The organism is Paenibacillus sp. Soil724D2 (genome assembly GCF_001427935.1).
In the GTDB taxonomy this organism is placed as follows: domain Bacteria; phylum Bacillota; class Bacilli; order Paenibacillales; family NBRC-103111; genus Paenibacillus_E.
Window position 1 is genome coordinate 15,031 of the sequence record NZ_LMRY01000058.1, and the last position, 21,093, is coordinate 36,123.

Annotated in this window: 39 protein-coding genes and 1 pseudogene; 33 read left to right on the forward strand and 7 right to left on the reverse strand. The window is 42.0% G+C overall.

What is annotated here, in order from left to right:
• Positions 1-5 precede the first annotated feature (5 nt).
• Positions 6-1,364, reverse strand: coding sequence for a sensor histidine kinase (locus ASG85_RS32440; RefSeq protein ID WP_057306453.1), 1,359 nt, complete (start codon positions 1,362-1,364; stop codon positions 6-8).
• Positions 1,365-1,406: 42 nt separating this feature from the next.
• Between ASG85_RS32440 and ASG85_RS32445 the strand changes: the two genes are divergently transcribed.
• Together ASG85_RS32445 and ASG85_RS39495 are read left to right on the forward strand one after the other, a co-directional pair.
• Positions 1,407-2,411: a CPBP family intramembrane glutamic endopeptidase gene (locus tag ASG85_RS32445; RefSeq protein ID WP_057306452.1), complete on the forward strand. Its 1,005-nt coding sequence runs from the start codon at positions 1,407-1,409 to the stop codon at positions 2,409-2,411.
• Between the two features lie 88 nt (positions 2,412-2,499).
• Positions 2,500-3,111: a hypothetical protein gene (locus ASG85_RS39495; protein ID WP_082588323.1), complete on the forward strand. Its 612-nt coding sequence runs from the start codon at positions 2,500-2,502 to the stop codon at positions 3,109-3,111.
• Positions 3,112-3,413: 302 nt separating this feature from the next.
• Here ASG85_RS39495 and ASG85_RS32455 read toward each other — a convergent pair.
• Positions 3,414-4,397 (reverse strand): annotated as a pseudogene (locus tag ASG85_RS32455) (recombinase family protein); the annotation flags it as partial.
• A gap of 264 nt (positions 4,398-4,661) precedes the next feature.
• On the opposite strand from ASG85_RS32455, the gene ASG85_RS32460 reads away from it, so the two are divergent.
• A complete protein-coding gene (locus tag ASG85_RS32460) occupies positions 4,662-5,063 on the forward strand; it encodes a hypothetical protein (RefSeq protein WP_060648975.1) in 402 nt (133 codons plus the stop codon).
• Positions 5,064-5,236: 173 nt separating this feature from the next.
• Here ASG85_RS32460 and ASG85_RS32465 read toward each other — a convergent pair whose 3' ends face one another.
• Entirely contained in the window at positions 5,237-5,644 is a 408-nt protein-coding gene (locus ASG85_RS32465) for a helix-turn-helix domain-containing protein (RefSeq protein ID WP_060648976.1), read from the reverse strand.
• Between the two features lie 157 nt (positions 5,645-5,801).
• Between ASG85_RS32465 and ASG85_RS32470 the strand changes: the two genes are divergently transcribed.
• The 11 genes from ASG85_RS32470 to ASG85_RS32500 all read left to right on the forward strand — a co-directional run bounded on the left by ASG85_RS32470 (position 5,802) and on the right by ASG85_RS32500 (position 9,714).
• Complete coding sequence (locus tag ASG85_RS32470) at positions 5,802-6,011, forward strand: helix-turn-helix domain-containing protein (protein WP_060648977.1); 210 nt, start codon at positions 5,802-5,804, stop codon at positions 6,009-6,011.
• A 40-nt stretch (positions 6,012-6,051) separates the two neighbouring features.
• Positions 6,052-6,219 carry a hypothetical protein gene (locus tag ASG85_RS38385; protein ID WP_156396962.1) on the forward strand — a complete coding sequence of 56 codons (168 nt, stop codon included), beginning with the start codon at positions 6,052-6,054 and terminating at the stop codon, positions 6,217-6,219.
• A 165-nt stretch (positions 6,220-6,384) separates the two neighbouring features.
• Positions 6,385-6,522 carry a hypothetical protein gene (locus tag ASG85_RS38390; RefSeq protein ID WP_156396964.1) on the forward strand — a complete coding sequence of 46 codons (138 nt, stop codon included), beginning with the start codon at positions 6,385-6,387 and terminating at the stop codon, positions 6,520-6,522.
• 148 nt (positions 6,523-6,670) lie between these two features.
• The gene (locus ASG85_RS32475) at positions 6,671-6,850 is read left to right on the forward strand and encodes a hypothetical protein (protein ID WP_060648978.1); all 180 of its coding nucleotides are present in this window, start codon (positions 6,671-6,673) and stop codon (positions 6,848-6,850) included.
• 253 nt (positions 6,851-7,103) lie between these two features.
• Positions 7,104-7,640, forward strand: a complete 537-nt coding sequence (locus ASG85_RS32480) for a host-nuclease inhibitor Gam family protein (protein WP_082588324.1) — start codon at positions 7,104-7,106, stop codon at positions 7,638-7,640.
• A 3-nt stretch (positions 7,641-7,643) separates the two neighbouring features.
• Positions 7,644-8,363, forward strand: coding sequence for an ERF family protein (locus tag ASG85_RS32485; RefSeq protein WP_060648980.1), 720 nt, complete (start codon positions 7,644-7,646; stop codon positions 8,361-8,363).
• A 234-nt stretch (positions 8,364-8,597) separates the two neighbouring features.
• On the forward strand, positions 8,598-8,897 hold the full coding sequence (locus tag ASG85_RS32490; RefSeq protein ID WP_060648981.1) for a hypothetical protein: 300 nt from the start codon (positions 8,598-8,600) through the stop codon (positions 8,895-8,897).
• Between the two features lie 27 nt (positions 8,898-8,924).
• On the forward strand, positions 8,925-9,074 hold the full coding sequence (locus ASG85_RS38400; protein WP_156396968.1) for a hypothetical protein: 150 nt from the start codon (positions 8,925-8,927) through the stop codon (positions 9,072-9,074).
• Between the two features lie 25 nt (positions 9,075-9,099).
• The gene (locus ASG85_RS38405; protein WP_156396969.1) at positions 9,100-9,261 is read left to right on the forward strand and encodes a hypothetical protein; all 162 of its coding nucleotides are present in this window, start codon (positions 9,100-9,102) and stop codon (positions 9,259-9,261) included.
• Positions 9,262-9,274: 13 nt separating this feature from the next.
• On the forward strand, positions 9,275-9,520 hold the full coding sequence (locus ASG85_RS32495) for a hypothetical protein (protein ID WP_060648982.1): 246 nt from the start codon (positions 9,275-9,277) through the stop codon (positions 9,518-9,520).
• Positions 9,517-9,714, forward strand: a complete 198-nt coding sequence (locus ASG85_RS32500) for a hypothetical protein (protein WP_060648983.1) — start codon at positions 9,517-9,519, stop codon at positions 9,712-9,714. Before ASG85_RS32495 ends, ASG85_RS32500 begins: the two co-directional genes overlap by 4 nt.
• 9 nt (positions 9,715-9,723) lie before the next feature.
• Here ASG85_RS32500 and ASG85_RS37415 read toward each other — a convergent pair whose 3' ends face one another.
• Positions 9,724-9,888, reverse strand: a complete 165-nt coding sequence (locus ASG85_RS37415) for a ribbon-helix-helix domain-containing protein (protein WP_082588325.1) — start codon at positions 9,886-9,888, stop codon at positions 9,724-9,726.
• Positions 9,889-10,011: 123 nt separating this feature from the next.
• Here ASG85_RS37415 and ASG85_RS38410 point away from each other — a divergent pair, with 123 nt between their 5' ends.
• From ASG85_RS38410 to ASG85_RS32560, 15 genes are all read left to right on the forward strand, one after another.
• Complete coding sequence (locus ASG85_RS38410) at positions 10,012-10,161, forward strand: hypothetical protein (RefSeq protein WP_156396971.1); 150 nt, start codon at positions 10,012-10,014, stop codon at positions 10,159-10,161.
• A complete protein-coding gene (locus tag ASG85_RS40030) occupies positions 10,149-10,604 on the forward strand; it encodes a hypothetical protein (protein WP_060648984.1) in 456 nt (151 codons plus the stop codon). Before ASG85_RS38410 ends, ASG85_RS40030 begins: the two co-directional genes overlap by 13 nt.
• Before the next feature lie 8 nt (positions 10,605-10,612).
• Complete coding sequence (locus tag ASG85_RS32510; RefSeq protein ID WP_060648985.1) at positions 10,613-11,437, forward strand: phage replisome organizer N-terminal domain-containing protein; 825 nt, start codon at positions 10,613-10,615, stop codon at positions 11,435-11,437.
• Positions 11,430-12,689, forward strand: coding sequence for a DnaB-like helicase C-terminal domain-containing protein (locus ASG85_RS32515; protein ID WP_060648986.1), 1,260 nt, complete (start codon positions 11,430-11,432; stop codon positions 12,687-12,689). Before ASG85_RS32510 ends, ASG85_RS32515 begins: the two co-directional genes overlap by 8 nt.
• Positions 12,689-12,895 (forward strand): hypothetical protein, encoded by a 207-nt coding sequence (locus ASG85_RS32520; protein WP_060648987.1) that lies wholly within the window; start codon positions 12,689-12,691, stop codon positions 12,893-12,895. The genes ASG85_RS32515 and ASG85_RS32520 overlap by 1 nt, the downstream gene beginning before the upstream one ends.
• A gap of 177 nt (positions 12,896-13,072) precedes the next feature.
• On the forward strand, positions 13,073-13,276 hold the full coding sequence (locus ASG85_RS32525) for a hypothetical protein (RefSeq protein ID WP_060648988.1): 204 nt from the start codon (positions 13,073-13,075) through the stop codon (positions 13,274-13,276).
• Complete coding sequence (gene dut, locus ASG85_RS32530) at positions 13,260-13,676, forward strand: dUTP diphosphatase (RefSeq protein WP_060648989.1); 417 nt, start codon at positions 13,260-13,262, stop codon at positions 13,674-13,676. Before ASG85_RS32525 ends, dut begins: the two co-directional genes overlap by 17 nt.
• Entirely contained in the window at positions 13,657-13,836 is a 180-nt protein-coding gene (locus ASG85_RS32535) for a hypothetical protein (protein WP_060648990.1), read from the forward strand. Before dut ends, ASG85_RS32535 begins: the two co-directional genes overlap by 20 nt.
• On the forward strand, positions 13,829-13,984 hold the full coding sequence (locus ASG85_RS38800) for a hypothetical protein (RefSeq protein WP_164484197.1): 156 nt from the start codon (positions 13,829-13,831) through the stop codon (positions 13,982-13,984). The genes ASG85_RS32535 and ASG85_RS38800 overlap by 8 nt, the downstream gene beginning before the upstream one ends.
• Positions 13,981-14,106 (forward strand): hypothetical protein, encoded by a 126-nt coding sequence (locus ASG85_RS39660; protein WP_268796145.1) that lies wholly within the window; start codon positions 13,981-13,983, stop codon positions 14,104-14,106. The genes ASG85_RS38800 and ASG85_RS39660 overlap by 4 nt, the downstream gene beginning before the upstream one ends.
• Complete coding sequence (locus tag ASG85_RS32540; protein ID WP_060648991.1) at positions 14,103-14,288, forward strand: hypothetical protein; 186 nt, start codon at positions 14,103-14,105, stop codon at positions 14,286-14,288. Before ASG85_RS39660 ends, ASG85_RS32540 begins: the two co-directional genes overlap by 4 nt.
• On the forward strand, positions 14,260-14,622 hold the full coding sequence (locus ASG85_RS32545) for a RusA family crossover junction endodeoxyribonuclease (protein ID WP_156396973.1): 363 nt from the start codon (positions 14,260-14,262) through the stop codon (positions 14,620-14,622). Before ASG85_RS32540 ends, ASG85_RS32545 begins: the two co-directional genes overlap by 29 nt.
• A gap of 114 nt (positions 14,623-14,736) precedes the next feature.
• Positions 14,737-14,946, forward strand: a complete 210-nt coding sequence (locus ASG85_RS32550; RefSeq protein ID WP_060648993.1) for a hypothetical protein — start codon at positions 14,737-14,739, stop codon at positions 14,944-14,946.
• Complete coding sequence (locus tag ASG85_RS32555) at positions 14,947-15,636, forward strand: DNA-methyltransferase (RefSeq protein ID WP_060648994.1); 690 nt, start codon at positions 14,947-14,949, stop codon at positions 15,634-15,636.
• A 101-nt stretch (positions 15,637-15,737) separates the two neighbouring features.
• Entirely contained in the window at positions 15,738-16,739 is a 1,002-nt protein-coding gene (locus ASG85_RS32560) for a hypothetical protein (protein WP_060648995.1), read from the forward strand.
• A gap of 14 nt (positions 16,740-16,753) precedes the next feature.
• On the opposite strand, the gene ASG85_RS32565 is transcribed toward ASG85_RS32560, so the two are convergent.
• The 3 genes from ASG85_RS32565 to ASG85_RS32575 are packed head-to-tail and all read right to left on the reverse strand — an operon-like array spanning position 16,754 to position 17,929.
• The gene (locus tag ASG85_RS32565) at positions 16,754-17,017 is read right to left on the reverse strand and encodes a helix-turn-helix domain-containing protein (RefSeq protein ID WP_060648996.1); all 264 of its coding nucleotides are present in this window, start codon (positions 17,015-17,017) and stop codon (positions 16,754-16,756) included.
• A complete protein-coding gene (locus ASG85_RS32570; RefSeq protein WP_060648997.1) occupies positions 17,017-17,442 on the reverse strand; it encodes a hypothetical protein in 426 nt (141 codons plus the stop codon). The genes ASG85_RS32565 and ASG85_RS32570 overlap by 1 nt, the downstream gene beginning before the upstream one ends.
• 28 nt (positions 17,443-17,470) lie before the next feature.
• Positions 17,471-17,929 carry a molecular chaperone DnaJ gene (locus ASG85_RS32575; protein ID WP_060648998.1) on the reverse strand — a complete coding sequence of 153 codons (459 nt, stop codon included), beginning with the start codon at positions 17,927-17,929 and terminating at the stop codon, positions 17,471-17,473.
• A 116-nt stretch (positions 17,930-18,045) separates the two neighbouring features.
• Here ASG85_RS32575 and ASG85_RS32580 point away from each other — a divergent pair, with 116 nt between their 5' ends.
• The 4 genes from ASG85_RS32580 to ASG85_RS32595 all read left to right on the forward strand — a co-directional run bounded on the left by ASG85_RS32580 (position 18,046) and on the right by ASG85_RS32595 (position 21,092).
• A complete protein-coding gene (locus tag ASG85_RS32580; protein WP_060648999.1) occupies positions 18,046-18,564 on the forward strand; it encodes a hypothetical protein in 519 nt (172 codons plus the stop codon).
• Between the two features lie 170 nt (positions 18,565-18,734).
• Positions 18,735-18,938, forward strand: coding sequence for a BhlA/UviB family holin-like peptide (locus ASG85_RS40035; protein WP_162257299.1), 204 nt, complete (start codon positions 18,735-18,737; stop codon positions 18,936-18,938).
• A gap of 452 nt (positions 18,939-19,390) precedes the next feature.
• Complete coding sequence (locus ASG85_RS32590) at positions 19,391-19,765, forward strand: terminase small subunit (RefSeq protein ID WP_060649001.1); 375 nt, start codon at positions 19,391-19,393, stop codon at positions 19,763-19,765.
• The gene (locus ASG85_RS32595; protein WP_063860456.1) at positions 19,740-21,092 is read left to right on the forward strand and encodes a PBSX family phage terminase large subunit; all 1,353 of its coding nucleotides are present in this window, start codon (positions 19,740-19,742) and stop codon (positions 21,090-21,092) included. Before ASG85_RS32590 ends, ASG85_RS32595 begins: the two co-directional genes overlap by 26 nt.
• Position 21,093 lies beyond the last annotated feature (1 nt).

The following is a 21,093-nucleotide window of genomic DNA, read 5'->3' on the forward strand; positions in this document are numbered from 1 at the left end:
CCCCTTTATTTCTTTAGCCGGTTGCCGGGGAAGGTTAGAAACACACTCGTGCCTTTCCCTGGCGCACTGCTTAACTCCAAAGCCCCTCCATGTTTCTTCATGACACTGTAGCAGTAAGCGAGTCCGAGTCCAAAGTTGCTATGACTGCCGCTTTTGGTTGTATAAAACGGTTCTAACACTTGCTTCAGCACAGATTTCTCAATCCCTATTCCGTTATCTCTTATTTCCAAAATAATGTTCTTTTTAGCATGAAACGCTTTAATTGTAAGATCGCCGCCTTTGGGCATGGCTTCTACCGCATTCATGAGTATATTCGTTAACGTTTCCGCAATTTGAATAGGATCTAATTGAAGAATTAAGTTCTCAGGGATGTTCTGGTTCACCTGGATTTTACTTAGGTAAGGTCCAAGTGGAAGAAGAACTTTATGAATAAGCTCATCTAAATCGACTGAAGATTCCCTAAGAGGGAGTTCTTGTGTTTGTTCGTGTACTCGGCTAATCATGTCACGGATATGCATGGAAGCCCCCATAACGACATCGATGTCCTGCATTAGTTCTGGCTGATTCGTTTCCTCAGCATGTTGTTTCATTTTCTCGAGGAACAAACGCATTTTCCCAACATCGTTCTTTATCGAATGGTTCAAAATGGCGGTTCCCGATGTGATGGCGCGGAGGGTCGAGTCCAGCTTGCGGCGTTCGATGAGCAGACGCATTCCGAGAAAACCGTATTTGAAAAAGGTGAATACGAAAAAAGGCACAACGAAAGCAAGAATCCATACGTGATAGACCCACATACGGTAAAAACCGAAGCTTGGCATAACGTAATTAAGTATGCCTACACAAAGGATAGGCGGAAGGAGGGCTAAGCAAGTAAACAAATGAGTCCGCTTCATAGCCGGAAGCCGCTCTCTTTTGATCACAATAAGTACAGCACCTATGAAGATATAAGGAACAACCCAGGAGGCTACGATGGGAAAGTCAATGGGCATTTCCTCAGTATAACTAGCTGTGAATAGGATGCAGGCAATCGGAGGAATAAGTAGTCCTATTGGCAGCCACGTTAGAATGGCCGATTTCTGCCAGGATGCGTTATATCTCAAAGAAAGCATGGCAAATGAATATGGCAGGCCATAGTAAGATATCAGTGAGCTAATGCCCATGACACGAAAAAGAAGAGCACTAATGGATGGGTTGGGTACTGTTTGCTGAATATAGGGGATAAAAGTTTCGGACAAAACGGCAGCAAGGGCGCCAAAGCCGCCGGTAAAAGCAATAGCGCTCATCCAGCGCATCGTACTAGATCTTGGATCTACCATGACAAGCCCCAACGCGATGATCCAGAGTGCAAATAGAACAAAAAGCATGTTTCCTCCGTCAAATAAATCAGATGTTACTTCTATTGTGGCATGGAGCCAACATTTGCACAAGAGCTTCCTTTCCTTCGCAAGTTGGCAGGAAATAGGCGATTATTCGCGAATAAGTGGTTTAGAAGGGAGTGGAACCTTATCGAGGAAAAGAAGCGAAAGTCCTTATCCATTCTGATGATTGTGGGTAAAGTACTCTTAACCCTCGTTTTCATTGTTGTGATTACTGTGCTCTTATCAATCGCAGCCGCGGTTATAGCGATTCTGAGGCATCCTGCCTCTCAGGAGCTAAGTATGGCAGGTGTTGCTGGAGATCCATTCTTTATAAAGGCAGCTTTATGGGCGCAAATCATTGGTTTTATTAGCGGAGTTATTCTTTCTTATGCCATTTTCGAAAGACGTAAAGGCTGGACACTGGGACTTCATACACATAGGCTTGGTAGAAGATTCGGAGAAGGCTTCGCTGCAGGCGCTTTACTCATTACAATCAGCACTGCAGGAATATGGCTGCTGGGTGGGATTAAGATCGTATCGTTGCAATGGACTGGAACGCTCGGACTCGAACTGACGTGGGGTTTTTTACTCTTTGTAGGGGTTGCTGTTAATGAAGAGTTATTTGCACGCGGCTATTTACAAGGACTGGTGAAGATAAGGTTCGGCACCTTATCTGGCATAACGGTTTCGACCGTTGTATTTGCCTTTTTGCATACATTTAATCCAGGCATGTGGAATTCGCCGCTTCCAATCTTGAATTTACTTCTAGCAGGCCTATTGTTCGCCTTAAGTCGGGAGTACTCCGGCGGTTTGTGGATGCCAATAGGCATGCACTTGTCTTGGAATTTTTTTCAGGGTTGTATCCTTGGATTCGAAGTTTCCGGTACACCGATGTCATCCCTCATAAAGACCGAGATACAGGGAGCTTCATTTATTTCGGGAGCGGATTTTGGGGCTGAAGGCAGCTTGGTCACGACAGTCATTCTAGTAATTGGGATTGCTTTGATATACTCAGACTATCGAAGACGTGCTCCGCAAATGCAAATGAATTAAGTAGTAATGCTTAAGTATTAAGAACGTCATGCTACAGCTTAAAACGCAAGAATTAACTGCCAATGTAAAATACTAAGGAGGATTCAATATGAGTCAGTACGAGATTATCAGCAGCGAGTGGGACGGGGAGTCGACCCTGCGCCTAGTCGACCATCATGCACAGGCTGAGGCCGAAGTTATCCCGGCCGTCGGATTGCATCTGTTCCGCTTCGATGTGCGGAACCATGCCTACATCGCGAAACCAGACAGCTTGGCTGAGCTTCGCGTCAAGTCTTCGCGCTACGGCGTGCCCATTCTGTTCCCGCCGGGGCGCGTCAAGCTTGCGGCCTTCTCCTTCGAAGGCCGCGAGTACCGGCTCCCCGCGAATCGGGAGCCGGATCACGCCCACGGCGAGCTGCGCGAGCGGCCGTGGAAGGTCATTGCCAGCGGCGCGGATGCCGCTGGCGGGGCTTATGTCTCCGCGGAGTTCGACTTCGCGGAGCATCCGGACATGCTGGCGTATTATCCACACGCCGCATGCTTTCGCTTCACGTACCGTCTGAAGGACGGTACGCTGACCTATATAAAAACATGGACAAATCAAACAGGGACCATCTCAAGAATTTCCCACTTATCACTCTTCTTGATGACAATTCGTTTAAATAGCATCTGGATCATGAACTTTTTATCTTCGGGCTGCATGAGATCCCAATCCTTTTGAAGATTGCGAACGAAACTTATAATTTCATCCGGTGATCGAGTCGCCGCGATCTCCTGCGGTTCGATGTGATGCAGCTCCCTGTTTAGCCTAGATAGGCTCTCATTGATTTCTTCGACCTTCTTCTTATAATCTTCCCTTGAAATAATTTTATCTCCTAGCGCATCTAGTAGGTTATTCTTACGCCCTTCCAGTTTGGCTATCTCTCTTTCAATCCGCGTCTTTTCTTTTTGAAACTGTTTTACTTCCTCTTTAGTTGTGTAAGGATCCGCTTCTATGCGAATAGTAGTAAAATAATCAAAGAACAATTTTTCCAGCTTGAGTCCTGATATTTCCTCCGCTTTACAGATCCCTGGTCTGCGGTTAGCACAAAGATACTGGACGTAAGTCTTTCCATACTTGGTGCGATTGTTCGCCGTGTACCGGCCTCCACAATGCCCACACTTGACGATAGATGAGAAGGGGTAGGGGTAACTAGTACGTGACATTTCTAATCCGCGGCGGCGTTTCTGCTGCGACTGTGCGAGTTCGAATACTTCCTCATCCACGATTGCTTCATGTTCACCCTTGGTAATAATCGGATCACCAAACTTCGGTTTCCATTCGTTGAACCCGATATAGGTAATATTGCGCAGAATACCTTTGACAGTTTGTGCGTACCAATTGGACTTCTTAGAAGGAATCCCCTCACTATTTAGCTCTGTTGCAATTCGTTCTAGGCCATGATTTTTCAAAGCGTAATTATTAAAGATCCGTTTAACAATCTCCGCTTCATTTTCATTAACGACTAATTTCCCTTGGATAGCATCATATCCGTATATAGATGCTAAACTCACCCTACGCCCCGTGGTGGCTTTCTTAGCTTGTCCCATAGATACACGCTCGCCAATCCTCTCGCGTTCGCGTTGCCCCATCATAAGGCGCATGGTAAGCATCATCATGCCATCGTAAGTCGTTGTATCAATATCTTCCGTCACAGAAGCAAACTTGATCCCGTTTTGGTTAAACGTATTTTTAACCATTGTTAAACCATCAATAACATCGCGCGTGAGTCTATCCGTGTGCCAGACCACGATCATATCAAAGGTTCGCTTCGGTATATCCGCTAACATTCGTTGTAGACCTGGACGGTTCATATCCTTTGCTGAATATCCTTCATCCCTGTAAACATCCACAAGCTCGTGTCCTGCGTTCTTGATGTACTTGATACACTCTTCTTCTTGTTTATCTAGTGAGTACCCTGCCACTTGTTCCTGTGTGGATACTCGTGGGTATACAACTGCTCTCATGTTGTTCCTCCTGAAACCTAATACTTTCCTAACATTCTAACGTTAGAATTAGTGGAAGTGTGACCTATTTATTTCCAGTGGATAAATATACGATACCGTTGTACTATATACCTCTGGAAAAGATTACATTTTAACTTGTCTATGGTAAAGCGGTGATGTGTGACGCTTACTCAATTTGGCCGTTTTTTGGCCTTGTAATACGAACGAACGTTCTGTAAAATGAGGGACAACAACAAAATAAAAACAAGCATAAAAGGAGATCCAATGAATGACAACAAGACTAACTTCACGAGTATCGAAAAAGAACTTGGCAAACAATTGGGCAGGATTTACAGAGGTGTAACTGGTCGAGGACCAATTCATGCGGAAGCCAGAATTGTAAATCAAGCCATTTTTATTCAATATAAAGTCGAACGTCTTGCCATGGAGAAAAAATATATCTCATTTTTACAATCAAGAAATGAGGAAAATGAATTTTTTGAATTTATTCGACCTGATTTTAAAATTGTTGTCGGCACTTTAATGAGAGAATTAAATTATTCTTTATCCGTTGAAGGGATCGAATTTCGTGTTGATCCAGACATCACATATGTGCTTGTTACTCTAAATAAAAATCTTGAAAAGATGCTGCTTTCGGGTGAAGCCAAATTGTCACATGTTGAATAAGGACTAAGGACACCCGTTTAAATAGATTCGCCCAAGGGACATAAATTCGCGCTCGTAAGAAATCAAGAAGCAGAAAGGGAAATTCATCCTGGGGGAGATGGTCAAATTGACCACGATTGAATTAGACAAACTAGAATCATTAACAGATGCCGATTTAAAAAAACTACGAAAACTTATTTCTTCTTCGAAGAAAGAGCAGTGCGTAAAAAAGCTATCGCAATCTTGGTTTGTTCAGGCGTTAATTCTTCCCCATCTAGCATCAAGGTATATTGATTAAGTAAGTTTTCATCACCCATGTCTAAACGTTTTAGAAACTCCGGTTCATTTGGATCGGGGTTTTCTTTTTTTTCATCATTCGTTAAATATCCTGCAACTCTCATCAACTCTTCATATCCATAGTTATAGGCATTCGCTAAATTCCTCAGTATATCAGGTGTGGGATTTATTGGTGCACCTGTTCTTGGGTGCTTCCCATTCTCCAGTGAACTGATATATGAGTAACTTAAACCACTTCGTTTTGCCGCTTCTCTAAGACTTAATTTACCTCTTAATTTTTTCAGAAGATCTCCAAGTTCATACATTACACATCAGATCCCCTTTCATTAATGTTCAACATATAAAACATATTGTACTACAAAGAAAATAAAAATAAAATTGAACTACAGTGTTGACATACCGTTCTACGTGTAGTACATTATAAGTGTGCTACAGATAATACAAACGAAAGGAAGTGAACACATGAAAAACAACCTTCAATTTCTTATCGAATCCAACAAGATCAATATAACTAACATGTCTAAGGAATTGAGAGTATCTCGTGGATCTATCTACAGAGTCATGAACGGTGGTGTACCATCTGCTGAACTTCTACTCAAGATTTCCACATACTTCAAGAAAGATGCAAGAGAGATTTTTTTTATCCCTGATGTGCGACAAATAGCACGATGAAACTAAACAACTATCCTAAAAATTTATCAAAGGAGCAAACATGAAAAACATTCCGTTATTGACGAATAGAAAGAAAGTTCATAAAGACGCTGCATTTTTCGAGGTATGTATCGAAATTTTACAGGATGAAGGATATCACAACTGGATTGAACTACGTAAAAAATTACACGAAATTTTAGATGAGTTAGAAAGGAGCGCAGATGAATGATCACCATGAACATCACAAAGATTCTCCAAGCAAACCACGCACGCTTAACTGAAATCTACAACAACGTGCAACAAGCGAAGGCAGAGAAAGAGAAGCTAGGTTGATATCGTACCCCAAGTAAACGCGTACTATCCATCCTAAAAATTTACCAAAGGAGCAAACGCTATGAACTGTGAAATAGCTGGCTGTGAAGAAGTCGCAACACACCGCATCAACGGTATCGGCAATGCATGTGCTTGTTGCAAAAATGAAGTCATCGCGGATCTGGAGATTGATGAAGAGGATGAGGTGAACCTACTGTGACAGCCTCTGAAAAGCTAGTTGATGACCTTCGTAACCAAGCGTACTGGATTAACTACATGGCTGATCAACTTGAAAAAGGCGAAAGGGTTACATGTGATTGGTGTATCGAACCTGAATTTATTTCCCAGTTATTGAAGGAGGTAAGCGTATGAGCTTTATAAGCCCGCAATGGTTGAAGGATTACTTTAAAGGATGGACGGACGATGATCTTTTTGATCGTCACCGCGAGATTACTTCATTTGGTGGTAACGAGTCGGAAAAGATGATGATCGAGATGGAGAGCAAACGGAGGGAGACGGAACATGGGAATAAAGTTGCCAACTCCTGAGGACTACAGATGGCTAGCCCGTCAAAGGCCCCACAATAAGCGTCAGAACCGCATCCTACTTCTGAACGCAAAGAGAACGAAAGCGGCGGCAACCGCAATCGTTCGGTAAGGAAATACTATTCAGTGGTTATTATACACCACATTCCGGAGGTTTTACAGATGGAAAACATGACTGAGTTGGAAATGATCGCATGTCTCGAATGTGACCTTGAAGCAGCGTTAGCAAAAATAATTTTATTGGAGGCTACTATAAATGGCGATGAATCCCCATTACATGACTGAGGAAATTGAATTAGTCGAGAACACGCGGTTCCAAGTAAAAGACCTTGCTTCCCTTAACTGGACGCTTAGAAAGCTAACTGCTATCGAAGGTAAGAAACGTGAACTCCAGTCCATGATTGATGATGAAATTGCACGTTTGAAACTATTCCTTGAGAAAGAAACATCAACACTTACGGAGGCAGAAAACTCCTTCAAAGCATTGATAAGCGAGTACGCAGCGCAGAAGCGTGAAGAAGATCCAGATTTCAAGTTGAAGACTCCATATGGCCGTGTGTCATATCGCAAGCAGCCTGACAAGTGGTTGTATGACGAGGAAGTGCTAGTTGCCTACCTGGAGCAGAACGACTTTACAGAATTGATTAGAACCAAGAAAGAACCTGTTAAAACGGAAATTAAAAAGCTGTTCCATCCTAAAGATGGCAAGGTGTATGACGGTAATGGGCAGTTAGTTGAGGGAATCAATATTGAGTATCAACCGGATGTTCTAGATATCAAAGTGGAGGTGTAGAGCATGAACCTATACCAGAAGATAGTTGAAGTCAGAAAGGTTGCCGAAGGATTCAGCAAAGATGGAGCAAGTTATGGTTACAAATATGTCACTGGTAATCAAGTGTTAGGGAAGATAAAGAACAAAATGAACGAGCTTAATCTATTACTCTTTCCTTCCACTACTGTAGGTGAACACAGTCTACATGCTTACAAAACAGCAAAGGGTAAAGATGCTCTCGATTTCGTGGTCAAAGGTGAAATGTCCTACACATGGATAAATGGGGATGAACCGGCAGAAAGAGAAACAATTTCATGGGCTTATTACGGACAGCAAGATGATATTTCGAAAGCTTATGGATCTGCACTTACCTATTCGGAACGGTACTTTATTCTTAAATGTCTTGGACTTCCAACAGATGAAGATGATCCAGATGCAAAGCCAAGCAATAACGCTCCTGATAAGCCTGTTACAACGTCCGAACAACCTAAACAGACTGACTGGAAAGAGAAGAATGAACAATCAAAGCAAGAAGCGCAAGAAGTCGGCCAACAGAAGCTATCAGAAGCCCTACAACGTGACGTAATGGGCTTGATGAAAAAACGTGGAATGGGATTCCCTGATTTAAATGAACTCTGTACAGCGGTGTTAGAACGTCCTGTGAAGTTCTTCAAGAAAGACGTTGTAGACGTGGCAGAACTGAAAAAGATCAAAGCAGAACTGGATGACGCGGTGGGGGCTTAGGCTCTCACTAGCTTTTGGGGAAGTGGTGTCCAAGCAATGAAAACCATGCGGTGTGATAATGGCGATTGTCATGAAAGATTTGAAGTTCCCGACGATTTTGAACATGAATTTTGTTGTAGCGGTCATATGTGCGGATGTTATGGATACCCGATTAATCCAATGTTTTGCGATGAGTGCGAACTTAAAATTTACGGAATGCATGTAGAAACATAATGAATAGGAGCGTGCATAGGGATGAACACACCTGAAGAATTAATAAAAGAATTACTACCTAAAGCATACAGAGAAAAAGATGCTGAAACAGTAAAGCATGCAACTGAGATGATGGAACAATTGGCTGAAATTAGAAAACAAATGAATGGCATGGAACATTTAATTGGCAAACGAATTAAAATAACAACTCCAACAGGACTGGAATTTTTCGGGGAATGTCTCTACATCTACAAAACGGTTCATGTCGGAGTTAGATACGATAACGGCAAAGAAACGGCATTTAATACAAATGACGGTGTGATCATTGAAGAAGAAACATAATGAATACGGAAATACATGAGGTACGAAATGTCAGATAACCAACGTAGATGGATGCAAGAAGAAGCAGAAAAACAATCTGAGAAATTTAAAAAGCAAGTAGAGAAAATGGACGAAAAAGAGAAGCATCCCAATACCAATCCTTGGAAGTCCATTTTCAAAAAGATGAACATTCGCTGAATATTGAAATACCAAGGAGGTTTCTATGCCAAATGTAACACTTAACGCCCCTGCAACCATCTTGAACGGAATCTTAGCCGGCAAAACTGGAACCGTAGTTGAATACTACAGCATCGAGGATCAAGTCGAAATCGAAGTGGATGATTATACAACGGTGATAACGTCATCCGAAAATATTGAGCAATGAGGAGTGGATATCTATGAACGATCAAAACAAGGAATCAGCGTATATAACAGACTCTGATAGATATATGACGATCACAAAGTTTGCTTGGGATGAGAAGGTTGATCGGGTTAAAACACTCAAGCAGCAAAATAAGCAGCTTATAGAGGCACTGGAGGAAATTAAAGACGAGGAATGGCGATTGGCAGGCGAATTCACAACTATTTACACAACCGCTTATCATGTCCTCCAACAAATACAAGGGAAGGAAGAAGAACGATGAAAGAACCGAAAGGATATTCTTACGATCCGAAAAACAAGAATAAACCGTACAGAGTGCAACTAACCAGAGGCGGCATATCGGTCTACTACGAAGCATTTTCAAGCGAAGAAGAAGCAACAGCCGCTTACAAGAAAGCAAGTGCTGAACATCCTGTATTGCCGCGCAATGGCGGTAGAAAACCAAAGTATTACTAAGGGGGAGAGTTACTTACTCCCCTTCTCCAACTGATCAGCATACTTCTTAAATAGATCCTCTAGGGCTTCATCAACTAGCTTTGATTGCGGTATGCGTGTAATTTCAGACAATTTTATAAGGGCCGCTTTATATTCGCTATCTACTTTAGTCGCATAAGGTACACGTTCAGACATGTCATAACACCTCCATACAGAGTATAACCTAAAAGGACAGATTATATAAAGTATGATTAGTATTGCCAAGTCATGACAAGTAATGATACAATGATATCAACAAGGAAATAGGAGGTTGCAAAAATGAGTAATGAAAAAGTTAAGTCAATCCCGTACCGGCTCGAGCAACAAGATCACACGAAGCTGAAATTATTTTGTGTAGCTAAGGGTATTTCAATGCAGGAGTTTATGGACAAGGCAATTCAGGAATATATGAAAAAATGGGCGGTGTAAAAATGATTATCACTAGAAAACGTTGGACACCAGAAGATGACAATCAATTGCTTAAATTATACACAGAACTAAAAGCGGTGCATGAAGAAGATAATATTGTTTTCGGTACTCTTTCCAATAGCAAATGGTTCCCCGATAGGACTAGAGCATCAGTACAAGCGAGGTATTACCACCTAATTAACGAGAAACCGAAACAAACAAATGAATACAGCGACTTCCTGAGTGCACTCGAATTGATGCGTAAAACATATGAGGGAGCTCTTTTAGAAAATCAGCAGCTTAAAAAACGCATAACTGAATTGGAACAGAAAGAAGACGATTTCAACGCTTTAACTCAGATTATGGATCGAGCGCGTAAACTCGCATTTTTGGGTGAAGCTGGTGAGATGGAGAAACCTCGATTCAAGATGGATGGTAACGGAAATTTAGAGCGAGTTAAGTAGGTGATGACGTGGCAGAAATAACGTGGATAAAGATTTTGACGAACATATTCAAAGACGAGAAGATCCGGCTCATTCAATCCATGCCCGAAGGTGACGCACTTGTTTTAACTTGGATCAACATACTTACAGAAGCAGGAGATAAGAACGACAACGGTTATTTGAGACTTAATGAAGATATACCGTACACCATTCAAAACTTGACGGTACTTCTCAACAGACCACATATGATCGTTGAACTAGCTCTGAGAGTGTTCCAGCAGTTTCGCATGATCGAAATGGATCAACAAGGATTTATCTATATTTCTAATTGGGAGAAGCACCAGAATGTAGAGGGAATGGGAAGGGTTAAGGAACAAAACAAGCTAAGACAGCAACGGAGAAGAGATAAGTTAAAACAGCTAGAACCACCCAAAACGTCACGTGACAGTCACGTTATGTCACACGAAAATCACGCAACAGATATAGAACTAGAATTAGAACTAGAAAAAGATTTAAAACATATTGTCGTTAAGGATGATTCCGCAATTGCTTTTGAAACATTTTGGAGTGCCTACCCGACCAAAGGAAGCAATAAAAAAATGTCATTAGCAAAATGGAACACACTTTGGAAAAACAAACAGATCGACATGGAGCAAATGTTGAACGGTGTTATTGGTTACGTTAACCATCAAGAGCATTGGGGATACAAAACATGTGCAGCCCAAGTTTTTCTTAACCAAGAGCGTTGGAGTGATGATTGGTCATTCACTCCTAGAACTATTATATCCGAAAGTCGGACAAGTATTCCTCCAACAGCAAAAAAAGAAAAGGAGGTACCTGAGTACCATGGATAGAGTAGCTGAAATGACGGTTATCAAAGCAATGATGAATGGGCTTATGGAAGAAGTAACGGATCAAGTGCCTTTCTACTTGTTCCAATCGAAAGATGCACAAGAGACGGTTAGAAAGATGTACGACATGAAAGGTGCAGTAACCTTTAACACCATGCTCTTAGCCAAGCGATTCAGCAGCGATTACATAAATGACTGTCAGTATATGAAGTTTGAAAAAGATGACCTGCAATACTTCATCAACAAATTAAAAGTAGCACATGTTAAAAAGTTAGGTAATGCACATATCCGAGAGCTTAACAAGCTGCTAACGACTGACTGCAAGCTAGAAGATTTAACAACGCTGCTTCGCAATGGTGTAAGTATTGATTTCATGGATACAGGTTCGAAACTAACAATCATGCCTGATGAATACGCAAGCGAACACTTTCAAGGGATCTTTGACAGGGCAACTAATCCAGAGATTGCAAAGGGTATCCAGTTGAAAGCGTTCCCTGAATTGAATGACACCTTCTACCGTTTATTAGGTGGAGACTTGATTCTCGCATGTGCTCAATCAGGCCATGGTAAGACAGCCCTAGCATTGAATATAACGAACGATTTATCCATAACGCAGGATTACACCGGATACTACGCTAACGCCGAAATGAGGGACGAGGAACTGTCTATGAGGATTGTATCCATGAGGTCAAGCATCCCAGCAACCGAGGTAATGACTTCTCAATTCTCTACGGATATGGTCGACGCACTAGACAAGATTTCGATCCAGTATGATTTGATCGGTAAAAAGAATCTTGTGTTATCCAGGATACCCGTTATGACAATCAGCACCATTCGTAGAGGTTACAAACAGCTTATGAACGCTGGCAAAAAGCCTGATTACATCTTGATTGACTACATAGGACGAATGGAAATAGAGGGCAATGCAAGCGGTTTAAGCGAATGGCAAAAGATGTACAGACTGTCCGAGGACATTAAAACATTAGCTGTAGAGTTGGATGTTCCAATCATTGCATTAGCGCAGCTTAATGATGATGGCCAGATAGAAGGTGCTAAGAAGATGAAGAACGCTTGTGATGGTGTGTTATTCTTCGAACCAATCTTAGAAGAAGATGATAACGCCAAAATGAACGAGAAGCAGAAAAAATATGCCAATTACAGGATCGTTAAATTTAAAGTACGCCGCAACGACAACAGCAAGCCGATATATATCAACTTCAATAAAAAATATCAAAGGATCTCAGAGGTGACCTGATGAATCGTTGGCATGTGTACAGCGCAATGAAAACCGAATGGATTGCTAACCAGGGTGAACAAAGTTTGACGGTAATGGAGCTATTGAACTTGTTTCCGGATCTTAACGATCATGAGTTACAAGAAGGTATTGTTGAGTTTCGTTTGATGGCTTCACGTTGTTTTGAAGCATATGGATTTAATACGGATATTAGGTTGTGGGCTTAACGATGGAGGACCTTTTTGCAATCGCTTGGAACCCAGATGTTGAACTATCGACAAGGTATGACGCAGCAAGGATGCTACAGTATCGCCGTAAGACAGATCCGAAGGATTACATAGAGTTACATAAGAAAAATGTGTGGAGAAGCAAGACAAGACCAAGTAGAGCGAAGGGGTGAGCGTATGAATTTTGTAACCAGAAAGAAGCGTCATGACAGTTTCGTTCCCAATCCAAGTGTATTGCGTCAAAGCATCCTGGAGTTAAGAGGAGTCTACAGCGAGATGTCAGAGATGGAATATTGCTTAATGTATGAGCGCAAATACGGCGTGAAGTGGCAGGATGTAAAAATTTATTTGAGGAGTGTTGAGAATGCAGATCAAGTTTAAAAAGTTACACCCGGACGCACAGATTCCAACAAGAGGAACGGAAGAAGCTGCAGGATTGGATTTATATGCTTTAGAGGATTGTGAAATTTGGGATCAAGCATCAATCAGAACAGGGATTATGTGTGAAATCCCTAAAGGGTATTTCGGGAAAGTTGAAGCGCGTTCTGGCCTATCCTTCAAAAATGGAATTGAAACGGGTGCAGGAGTAATTGATAGTGATTTTAGAGGCGAAATTGGTGTGAAGCTATATAACTCCAAGATGGAGGTTTACGTGGTTAAAAAGGGGCAAAGAATCGCTCAGATGATCATTCAGCCTTATCTCATGTGTACACCAGTGGAAGCGGAGATAGATACGGATACAGAAAGGGGGGCGAACGGCTTTGGATCAACAGGGCGGTAAGTTGCAAATGGTTGATGGTTTAGTTCGGTCTATCATGGATGTTCGCTCGATATTTCCGAAAATGACGAATGAAGAGTTTGCGAAGTTTTACAGCGACAAGTACAGGATTACGTACCCAAGAGTTTTAAACATTGTGGAGGTGCTGAAAGCTTATGAGTAAATGCAGTTACGGTAAATGCGATAAAGAGGCAACGGTAAGTGGTCATGTTTGGTCAAAGGATGGTCCCGTTGAGGTTAAAGCTTGTGATAAGCATAAAAAGTTAGACAGCTTTTTTGAGGATAAAAAGATAGAGGAGGAAACCAAATGAAAGTACGGTTAACACACAACGGTAAAGCATTCGGACGAGAGATGAATAGAGAAGTAGCTCTCCTGTATATCAGTATCACAACGTGTGCGGTTAAAGGATTGCATTGGGAGTGGGCACGATGAGAGATTCCCTGTTAAGGCTGATTGATGATCTAACGACCAAGAAGGACGCTGTGAACGACGAATACAGCGAGATGTATTGTTGGGTACCAGATGAGCGTCACGGGCTTACAAAAGCGTATGAGTACGTTATACAGGAACTAGAGAAAGTAGTGGATGACCATGCAGACTCTAACGATCTATGAACTGCCTCCAACGCTTAATGCCTTGAATAACATGCACCACATGACGAGAGCAAAAACAAAGGAACATTGGTCGTCGATGATTGAGAGGGCATGTATCCAGTACGGCATAAAACCAGTTAAGCGAGTGTCCATCACACTGGAGTTATACTTCCCTGATAAGCGAAGACGTGATCTTGATAATTATTCTGGATTGGGTTTTAAGTTTCTGATGGATGGACTCGTAGATAACGGCATACTTCCAGACGATAGCATAAACGAGGTTGTAGAGCTTCGTATTATACCCGGGGGCATTAGCAAGCCCCCCCATATGTTAATCCATATCCAGGAGGTCTAATATGTTCAATGATGAAGAGGATGGTCTAGGAGTACCCAGAGGGCTGATGAACTCTTTTATTTTAATGCTGCTGGTGTTTATGGTCGTGGGTACGATATGGGAGCTGATTCAGCGGTGAAATGGGAGAGACAAGTTGTATTCGTGCAGAGAGACCACACAGGGACGATTATACGCCTGCAAGAGGATAAACCAGATGGATGGAAGTCCAAGGAGCAATTGAGGCTAGAACGGGCGCACAGAGCGGCTAGTGAAGTCGAACAAAAGATCACAGAGTACGCAAAGAATAAACTAGCTAAAAAGCGGAAATTGATGGGTGGTGATTAGGTGCAAACAGACGAGATACATCATGAGAGTTGCTTAGAAACACTAAAACGCCTTCCAGACAAATCAATTGACATTGTGGTTACTGATCCACCTTATCTCATGAATTACAGAAGCAACCGAAGAAAAGAAAAGTTTAAGCACATAGAAAATGATGTTGATTCACATGGACTTATACAGAATTACCTATCAGAATGTTATCGGGTTTTAAAGGATAACACGGCGATTTATATGTTTTGCAGCTGGCATCATGTAGATTTTTTTAAAATTGAATTCGAGAAACATTTCAAACTGAAAAATATCATTGTATGGGTTAAGAATGTACACGGCACAGGCGATTTAGAAGGGTCATACGCGCCAAAACATGAGTTGATCTTATACGGTCATAAGGGACGTTCATTGCTTCGGGAGAATCGTATTCCAGACGTTATAGAATGTCCGAAGGTTAACCCTGAAAGTATGATACACCCAACTGAAAAACCTGTGAGACTCTTGGAAACATTCATAAAAAATTCTAGCGAAAAGGGGGACATTGTTTTTGATGGATTCATAGGCGGTGGGTCGACTGCGATAGCTGCTATGAACCTTGAAAGAAAATTCATAGGATCTGAACTTGATGAAAATTATTACAACCAATGCATCAAGAGGACTACATACGCGTACAGTTACCAGCTATCATTATTTGATATATGAAAGAGTGCGAATAATAAAGAAAACAAGCGGAAACAGTGGGTTTGTGGTATAATTTAAGGTATTACATACGAGTCACGGAAACATAAACGGGAGGTAAGAATATGACGTTACAAGAGCAACTGGATCAAGTGAATGAACAGCTTTCCAATCTTGATAATAACAATCGCGGTGATCTGCCAGAGATTTCGAGATTAACAACATTGCAAGCCGAGTTAACAAACCAATTAGCGTTAGAAGTACGGGTCCAGGTACAGGAAGAAAAGGTTGAGTCAATCACGTTACCCTATAACTTCGATGAGATTTTTGACGACAACCGCGCGAACGAGATAATTATTGAGCTTATCCGGGATTTACAGAGACAAGCGTATGCGGAGCACAACGAAGAACTAACCGAAATTGCTACAGCTCATCGTGAAGAGGTTAGAGCAGCAGCGGATCGTGAGTTGCAACTAAAAAGGCAAAATGATGAGTTGCAGTTGAAGCTCGATGAATACAGTCAAGAAGCGTTGAATCATCACAAAGAAGTTAACCAACTTATGCTCGAACGTGATGAAGCTTTAAAATACCGTGATGCAGCAGTAAGAGAGAAAGAAGGAATTGAACTCCTACTCTCTGAGAAGCAAGCGCAAATTGATACGCTACGGGATGAAATTGCAGTCGGAGCACGAGCAGCAGTTAACGTTACGAACATCTCTCCTACGGATCGGTTATCCGCATTGGTGGAAGAGAGCAAAAAGGCAAAAGTGAAGTCAGCTTTAGATATTGCTTTAGAAAATGCAACTCCATTCCGCGGAAAAGTAATCTCTGATGGTCAGGTAGTTGCGAACCTTGATGCGCCCCAGGTAACGCCCTTTCCGGTCGTTGATCAAACCAGCGATACAGGTCATCAATTGGTTACCGGACCAGCTGACAGCATTCCTGCAGAGGATCAGGTAACATTTCCCGGAACAAGCCCAGAAGTACAAACCTTATCAGCTACAGTGGCTAGTGGAGATGCAAGCGAGAATGGACAAACGCTTGAAGAAGCATTCAGACGAATCAAAGCATTAGAACTTAAAGTATCTGGAATTGCAGTAGGTAGTGTACCTTGGTTTAAAGGCTAATAAAAAAGGGAGCCTCACGGCTTCCCTTGATTTTTATCTATGACCCATGTTTTCCCGATCTTCACGGCTTTAACTTTACCAGATGCGCACAGATTCTTAATGTATCCTGGTGCGAGGTTCCAACGTTCTGCGGCCTCTTCGACTCCTATTATTGAATCGAGAGGGGAAACGATGCCTTGCACCATCTCCCGGAGTTTATCACTAGGTGTTACATCTTCGGGTAAGGTATTGCAGAACGCTTGCCAAACATCGTCGGCCACTCTAAATTTTTGTTGCATTATGTTGTCCACCTTCCTATTTTTTCGACTTTGCAGCGATTAGGCTTAGCGAGTTGTTCTGCATATCTTATGGCGTCGTGACGTTCAACGCCGGCGAACTTCTTTCCGTGTTCGGTTTTGATAATCGTTCGGTAACTGTCGAATGACTTGAGTGCCGGTCGATATTCTAACTGAACATAATAAATTATTTTTGTTTTGTTTCCGTATCCCTCAGTACGTCGAGCGAGTGTAACAACCTTGATGATATCAGTTTGCAATACAATCTGAACATGTTCGTATAATTCAAGTTGATACTTCCTTACTTTCTCAATTGCTTCTTGTAGCTTTACGATATCTCTTTCAGCATATTGGTTATATTCCTTTAAACGGTCAATGTCGTAGACGTTCTTGTATTCGAGTTGATCAACATACACTGTATTTCTCATGGGTTCATACCTCCACAAAGGAAGGGGCTTACGCCCCGGCCAATGCTCCTCTCTGAGATTTTCCGGAAGTCTTAACTTTTTTCGTATCATGCATTCCGCGGATCTCATCAAGACTAAATTTCTTTTTGTGGAAAGCTTTGTATTCTGCTTCGTGCCAGTACCAAGCCTTTTTATTATTAGCCCATTTGAAACCGAGTTCTTTTAATTTATCTTTTGCTTCGTATGTATTACCTGTTACCCACACCCAAGTACCGATGATTTCAATTTCTAAGTCATCGAAGTTAATGATTGCATCGATTATAGCGCGGTACCCGTCGTTGATTTCATCATCACCAGCAGCGAGTTTTTTCATTACTTCCTCATACTCGTTGACGATTTGCGCCATTGTTTCATTGTCGCCACCGCAATCCGGGTGATACTGTTTAGCTAGCTTGCGGTACATTTTCTTTGCTTCTTCTGTGGTAGTGACACTGTGAAAGAATCTCATGGTCAACAACTCCTCTTATTTTGTTTTGAGTGCGTCACCGCATCTCTTGAAATAAATATACCATGTGCGATATCGCATGTCAACATGTATTTTAAAAAAGTTTTGGAGGGGATCACATGTCTATCGATATTAAGAAGCTCTTATACAGCTACCACAAACTACAAGTAGGACTAGCCAACATCAAAGAGAGCATCAGACGTGAGCAGTTGAAACGTCAGTACCCCTCCTGTACGCCAGCTTACAACGACGACATTAAAGGTCGTGGCGGATTAGCAGTAAGTCAGACTGAACGATTCGCATTACTCAATGTTGAGTTAGACGATAACACTCGCTTCATGCAATGGGATGCAGAAGAGCATGAGTACGTCATTAGACTGATCGAGAGCGCCTTAGCGACACTTAATGAGAAGCAACAACAACTTATAAAGCTGGCATACTTCGAAGGCAGAGAACCGATACAGGCGCATGGTATGATGAACATAAGTTTATCTCACTATTATCACGTTCACACCACAGCTCTAAACGGGATCGTGCAATGTTTGAATGGTGGAAATGTGTTCATGAATCGGTTGATTCCGACAAGGAAACAAGGAAAAATGAGCAAAAAACAAGGAAATATGGCAGTTTTAGTATGATATAATGTAATTACGTAGATCATTCGCCAGTGATCGGACATCCTTCGCGAGAGGATAAGGAAACAAGGGAAGTGCAAACCATATGAGGGAGTTCCTAGACATCCTTTGTATGCTTGCGCCTCTTTTGTTTTATTGGTATCAACTCTGGTTATATTGCTATTACGGAGAAGGTGAAGACGATCGATAAAGTATGGTGGGATAAAGTAATAAAGAATGGAATCTTTGCAGCACTCTTCGTGGTTCTCCTGGTATATGTGATAAGAACCAACGATGAGAGAGAGACACGATACATAAACATGATCAACACGCTGAACGATACTGTGAATGTCAAGTTAGTGGAATTGAAGGCCTTACATATGGGTTCGAAGTCATGAATGAGATCATAATCGGATTACTCGTTGTGAAAGAAAACACACTAAGCTCCTAGGATATATTAGACAACTCAGTAAGCTGATGTGTGCAATATGAACTAGGAGGGAACAAAGAATGTGGGGAGTACCTGATTCGTTAGTTGGGAGTATTATTTTAAGGGTTGGTGGTATCTTAGCAATTCCTTTAGTGATTGGATTGCTTATAGGTTGGTATATCTGGCACTAGGGGTGATGATATGTTTGAACCAAGCGATTGGACACGCAAACCTTCAACCAACGAAGACACGAGGATGATCTACATCAACAAGGATACGAAGCTTCCGAAGCTGAGAGAGACATTCAGCAGAGAGCAACAGAGAATGTTAGACCGGCATGAGATAAGATTGTATGAGATAAAGAGATTGAATTGATACCTTCGGGTATCTTTTTTATTATGTAAAGGAGGTGACTGCACTATGTCATTAACAGTTAAACAGGCAATGTTTGTAAAAGAATATCTGGTTGACTTTAACGCCGGTGCAGCCGCTGTAAGAGCTGGTTACAGTGAAAAGACTGCATATGAGATGGGTTATGAGAACCTCAGGAAACCTCAAATATCAGAAGCCATCGCAGAAGCCCAGAATAAGCGTATAGAGCGCGTTGAATGGACAGCTGATGAAATACTAAGGGACCTAAAAGAAATCGCTCAGAGTGTCAATGAGCAAACGAAGGATAGGCTTAAAGCATATGAGTTAGGTGGCAAGGCTATTGCCATGTTTACGGATAAGGTTGAACAGAGTGGCGTAGTAGGGGTGAACATCATCAATGACATACCTAAACGTACCACTTAGCAGCGTAGTAGCTCCAAGCTTCTATGACGTTGTGCATGATGTGTTTGAAGAGAAGTATACGCATCACTTCCTCAAAGGTGGAAGGGGTTCAACTAAATCATCGTTTATCTCGCTTATGGTTGTCATAGGCATTATGAATGATGCAGCAGCTAATGCCATTGTGATTCGTAAGGTTAAGGATACGCTGAGTAAGTCGGTTGTGAAGCAGATTGCATGGGCCATTGAAGCGTTAAAGGTATCTCACCTATGGGATATACCAAAGAGTAATCTGGTTATCACATACAAGCCAACAGGCCAAGAGATACGGTTTGAAGGTGCTGACGATCCAATTAAACTGAAATCCACTAAGTTCATCAAGGGCTATCCTAAATATATATGGTTTGAAGAGCTAGACCAGTTTGACAGCATGGAAGAGATACGAACTATCAACCAATCATTAATGCGTGGTGGTAAGAGGTTCTTATGCTTCTATTCATACAATCCTCCAAGGTCATCTAACAATTGGGTGAATGCAGAAGCTAAGGCTACCAGGAATGACCGTTTAATCCATCATAGTACGTATAAGACGGTACCAGCTGAATGGCTGGGCGATCAGTTCATTATAGAAGCTGAGTACCTGAGAGATAGCAAGTTGCAGTCATATGAGCATGAATACTTGGGATTAGAAGTTGGTACAGGTGGCGAGGTATTCGACAATGTGAAGATCATGCCTATAACTGATGCAGAGATAGCAGAGTTCCACAACATAAGACGAGGAGTTGACTTCGGTTTTGCAATCGATCCCTTTAGTTACGGCGTTATGCATTATGACCGCAAATACAAAAGGCTCTACATTTACCATGAATTGTACAAGGTCGGACTTTCGAATAGATCTGCGTGGGCACATATAGCAGAAGAGAACAAGAATAATGAAATGGTTACGGCAGATAGTGCAGAACCCAAGTCAATACATGAGCTTAGACAATATGGTTTAAGGATGAGAGCAGCGAAGAAGGGTCCTGATAGCATCGAGTATGGTGTTAAGTTCTTGCAGGACTTGAACGAGATTATCATTGATGATCAACGGTGTCCTGAGACTGCTAGGGAGTTCCTTACCTATGAGTTAGAGAAGGATGCACATGGCAACTTTAAAGCTGGCTATCCGGATAAGAACAATCATGCTATCGATATGGTGAGATATGCCATGAATGACGAGGCTATGCAGTTCAAGGAGCATAAGAAGCATGTGAGCGACCCTGACAATCCCACACCGCATGAGAAGCAACAGAAGGCGATTAAGGCAATGACAGGTAGAACGAACGTATCAGCGTTTACGAAATGGGGTTAAC

What these genes read in the sequence shown, in the direction of transcription:
- ASG85_RS32500 (WP_060648983.1), top strand. Translation starts at nt 9,517, where the DNA reads ATGAAAGAACCGAAAGGATATTCTTACGATCCGAAAAACAAGAATAAA.
- ASG85_RS38410 (WP_156396971.1), top strand. Translation starts at nt 10,012, where the DNA reads ATGAGTAATGAAAAAGTTAAGTCAATCCCGTACCGGCTCGAGCAACAA.
- ASG85_RS32570 (WP_060648997.1), bottom strand. Translation starts at nt 17,442, where the DNA reads ATGAGAAATACAGTGTATGTTGATCAACTCGAATACAAGAACGTCTAC.
- ASG85_RS32480 (WP_082588324.1), top strand. Translation starts at nt 7,104, where the DNA reads ATGGCGATGAATCCCCATTACATGACTGAGGAAATTGAATTAGTCGAG.
- ASG85_RS32565 (WP_060648996.1), bottom strand. Translation starts at nt 17,017, where the DNA reads ATGCAACAAAAATTTAGAGTGGCCGACGATGTTTGGCAAGCGTTCTGC.
- ASG85_RS32485 (WP_060648980.1), top strand. Translation starts at nt 7,644, where the DNA reads ATGAACCTATACCAGAAGATAGTTGAAGTCAGAAAGGTTGCCGAAGGA.
- ASG85_RS39495 (WP_082588323.1), top strand. Translation starts at nt 2,500, where the DNA reads ATGAGTCAGTACGAGATTATCAGCAGCGAGTGGGACGGGGAGTCGACC.
- dut (WP_060648989.1), top strand. Translation starts at nt 13,260, where the DNA reads ATGCAGATCAAGTTTAAAAAGTTACACCCGGACGCACAGATTCCAACA.
- ASG85_RS32595 (WP_063860456.1), top strand. Translation starts at nt 19,740, where the DNA reads ATGACATACCTAAACGTACCACTTAGCAGCGTAGTAGCTCCAAGCTTC.
- ASG85_RS38390 (WP_156396964.1), top strand. Translation starts at nt 6,385, where the DNA reads ATGAACTGTGAAATAGCTGGCTGTGAAGAAGTCGCAACACACCGCATC.
- ASG85_RS38385 (WP_156396962.1), top strand. Translation starts at nt 6,052, where the DNA reads ATGAAAAACATTCCGTTATTGACGAATAGAAAGAAAGTTCATAAAGAC.
- ASG85_RS32490 (WP_060648981.1), top strand. Translation starts at nt 8,598, where the DNA reads ATGAACACACCTGAAGAATTAATAAAAGAATTACTACCTAAAGCATAC.
- ASG85_RS32580 (WP_060648999.1), top strand. Translation starts at nt 18,046, where the DNA reads ATGTCTATCGATATTAAGAAGCTCTTATACAGCTACCACAAACTACAA.
- ASG85_RS32545 (WP_156396973.1), top strand. Translation starts at nt 14,260, where the DNA reads ATGACCATGCAGACTCTAACGATCTATGAACTGCCTCCAACGCTTAAT.
- ASG85_RS32540 (WP_060648991.1), top strand. Translation starts at nt 14,103, where the DNA reads ATGAGAGATTCCCTGTTAAGGCTGATTGATGATCTAACGACCAAGAAG.
- ASG85_RS32470 (WP_060648977.1), top strand. Translation starts at nt 5,802, where the DNA reads ATGAAAAACAACCTTCAATTTCTTATCGAATCCAACAAGATCAATATA.
- ASG85_RS32560 (WP_060648995.1), top strand. Translation starts at nt 15,738, where the DNA reads ATGACGTTACAAGAGCAACTGGATCAAGTGAATGAACAGCTTTCCAAT.
- ASG85_RS32465 (WP_060648976.1), bottom strand. Translation starts at nt 5,644, where the DNA reads ATGTATGAACTTGGAGATCTTCTGAAAAAATTAAGAGGTAAATTAAGT.
- ASG85_RS32495 (WP_060648982.1), top strand. Translation starts at nt 9,275, where the DNA reads ATGAACGATCAAAACAAGGAATCAGCGTATATAACAGACTCTGATAGA.
- ASG85_RS38405 (WP_156396969.1), top strand. Translation starts at nt 9,100, where the DNA reads ATGCCAAATGTAACACTTAACGCCCCTGCAACCATCTTGAACGGAATC.
- ASG85_RS32525 (WP_060648988.1), top strand. Translation starts at nt 13,073, where the DNA reads ATGAATTTTGTAACCAGAAAGAAGCGTCATGACAGTTTCGTTCCCAAT.
- ASG85_RS32575 (WP_060648998.1), bottom strand. Translation starts at nt 17,929, where the DNA reads ATGAGATTCTTTCACAGTGTCACTACCACAGAAGAAGCAAAGAAAATG.
- ASG85_RS39660 (WP_268796145.1), top strand. Translation starts at nt 13,981, where the DNA reads ATGAAAGTACGGTTAACACACAACGGTAAAGCATTCGGACGAGAGATG.
- ASG85_RS32440 (WP_057306453.1), bottom strand. Translation starts at nt 1,364, where the DNA reads ATGCTTTTTGTTCTATTTGCACTCTGGATCATCGCGTTGGGGCTTGTC.
- ASG85_RS38800 (WP_164484197.1), top strand. Translation starts at nt 13,829, where the DNA reads ATGAGTAAATGCAGTTACGGTAAATGCGATAAAGAGGCAACGGTAAGT.
- ASG85_RS32445 (WP_057306452.1), top strand. Translation starts at nt 1,407, where the DNA reads ATGGAGCCAACATTTGCACAAGAGCTTCCTTTCCTTCGCAAGTTGGCA.
- ASG85_RS40030 (WP_060648984.1), top strand. Translation starts at nt 10,149, where the DNA reads ATGGGCGGTGTAAAAATGATTATCACTAGAAAACGTTGGACACCAGAA.
- ASG85_RS32520 (WP_060648987.1), top strand. Translation starts at nt 12,689, where the DNA reads ATGAATCGTTGGCATGTGTACAGCGCAATGAAAACCGAATGGATTGCT.
- ASG85_RS37415 (WP_082588325.1), bottom strand. Translation starts at nt 9,888, where the DNA reads ATGTCTGAACGTGTACCTTATGCGACTAAAGTAGATAGCGAATATAAA.
- ASG85_RS38400 (WP_156396968.1), top strand. Translation starts at nt 8,925, where the DNA reads ATGTCAGATAACCAACGTAGATGGATGCAAGAAGAAGCAGAAAAACAA.
- ASG85_RS32475 (WP_060648978.1), top strand. Translation starts at nt 6,671, where the DNA reads ATGAGCTTTATAAGCCCGCAATGGTTGAAGGATTACTTTAAAGGATGG.
- ASG85_RS32590 (WP_060649001.1), top strand. Translation starts at nt 19,391, where the DNA reads ATGTCATTAACAGTTAAACAGGCAATGTTTGTAAAAGAATATCTGGTT.
- ASG85_RS32460 (WP_060648975.1), top strand. Translation starts at nt 4,662, where the DNA reads ATGAATGACAACAAGACTAACTTCACGAGTATCGAAAAAGAACTTGGC.
- ASG85_RS32515 (WP_060648986.1), top strand. Translation starts at nt 11,430, where the DNA reads ATGGATAGAGTAGCTGAAATGACGGTTATCAAAGCAATGATGAATGGG.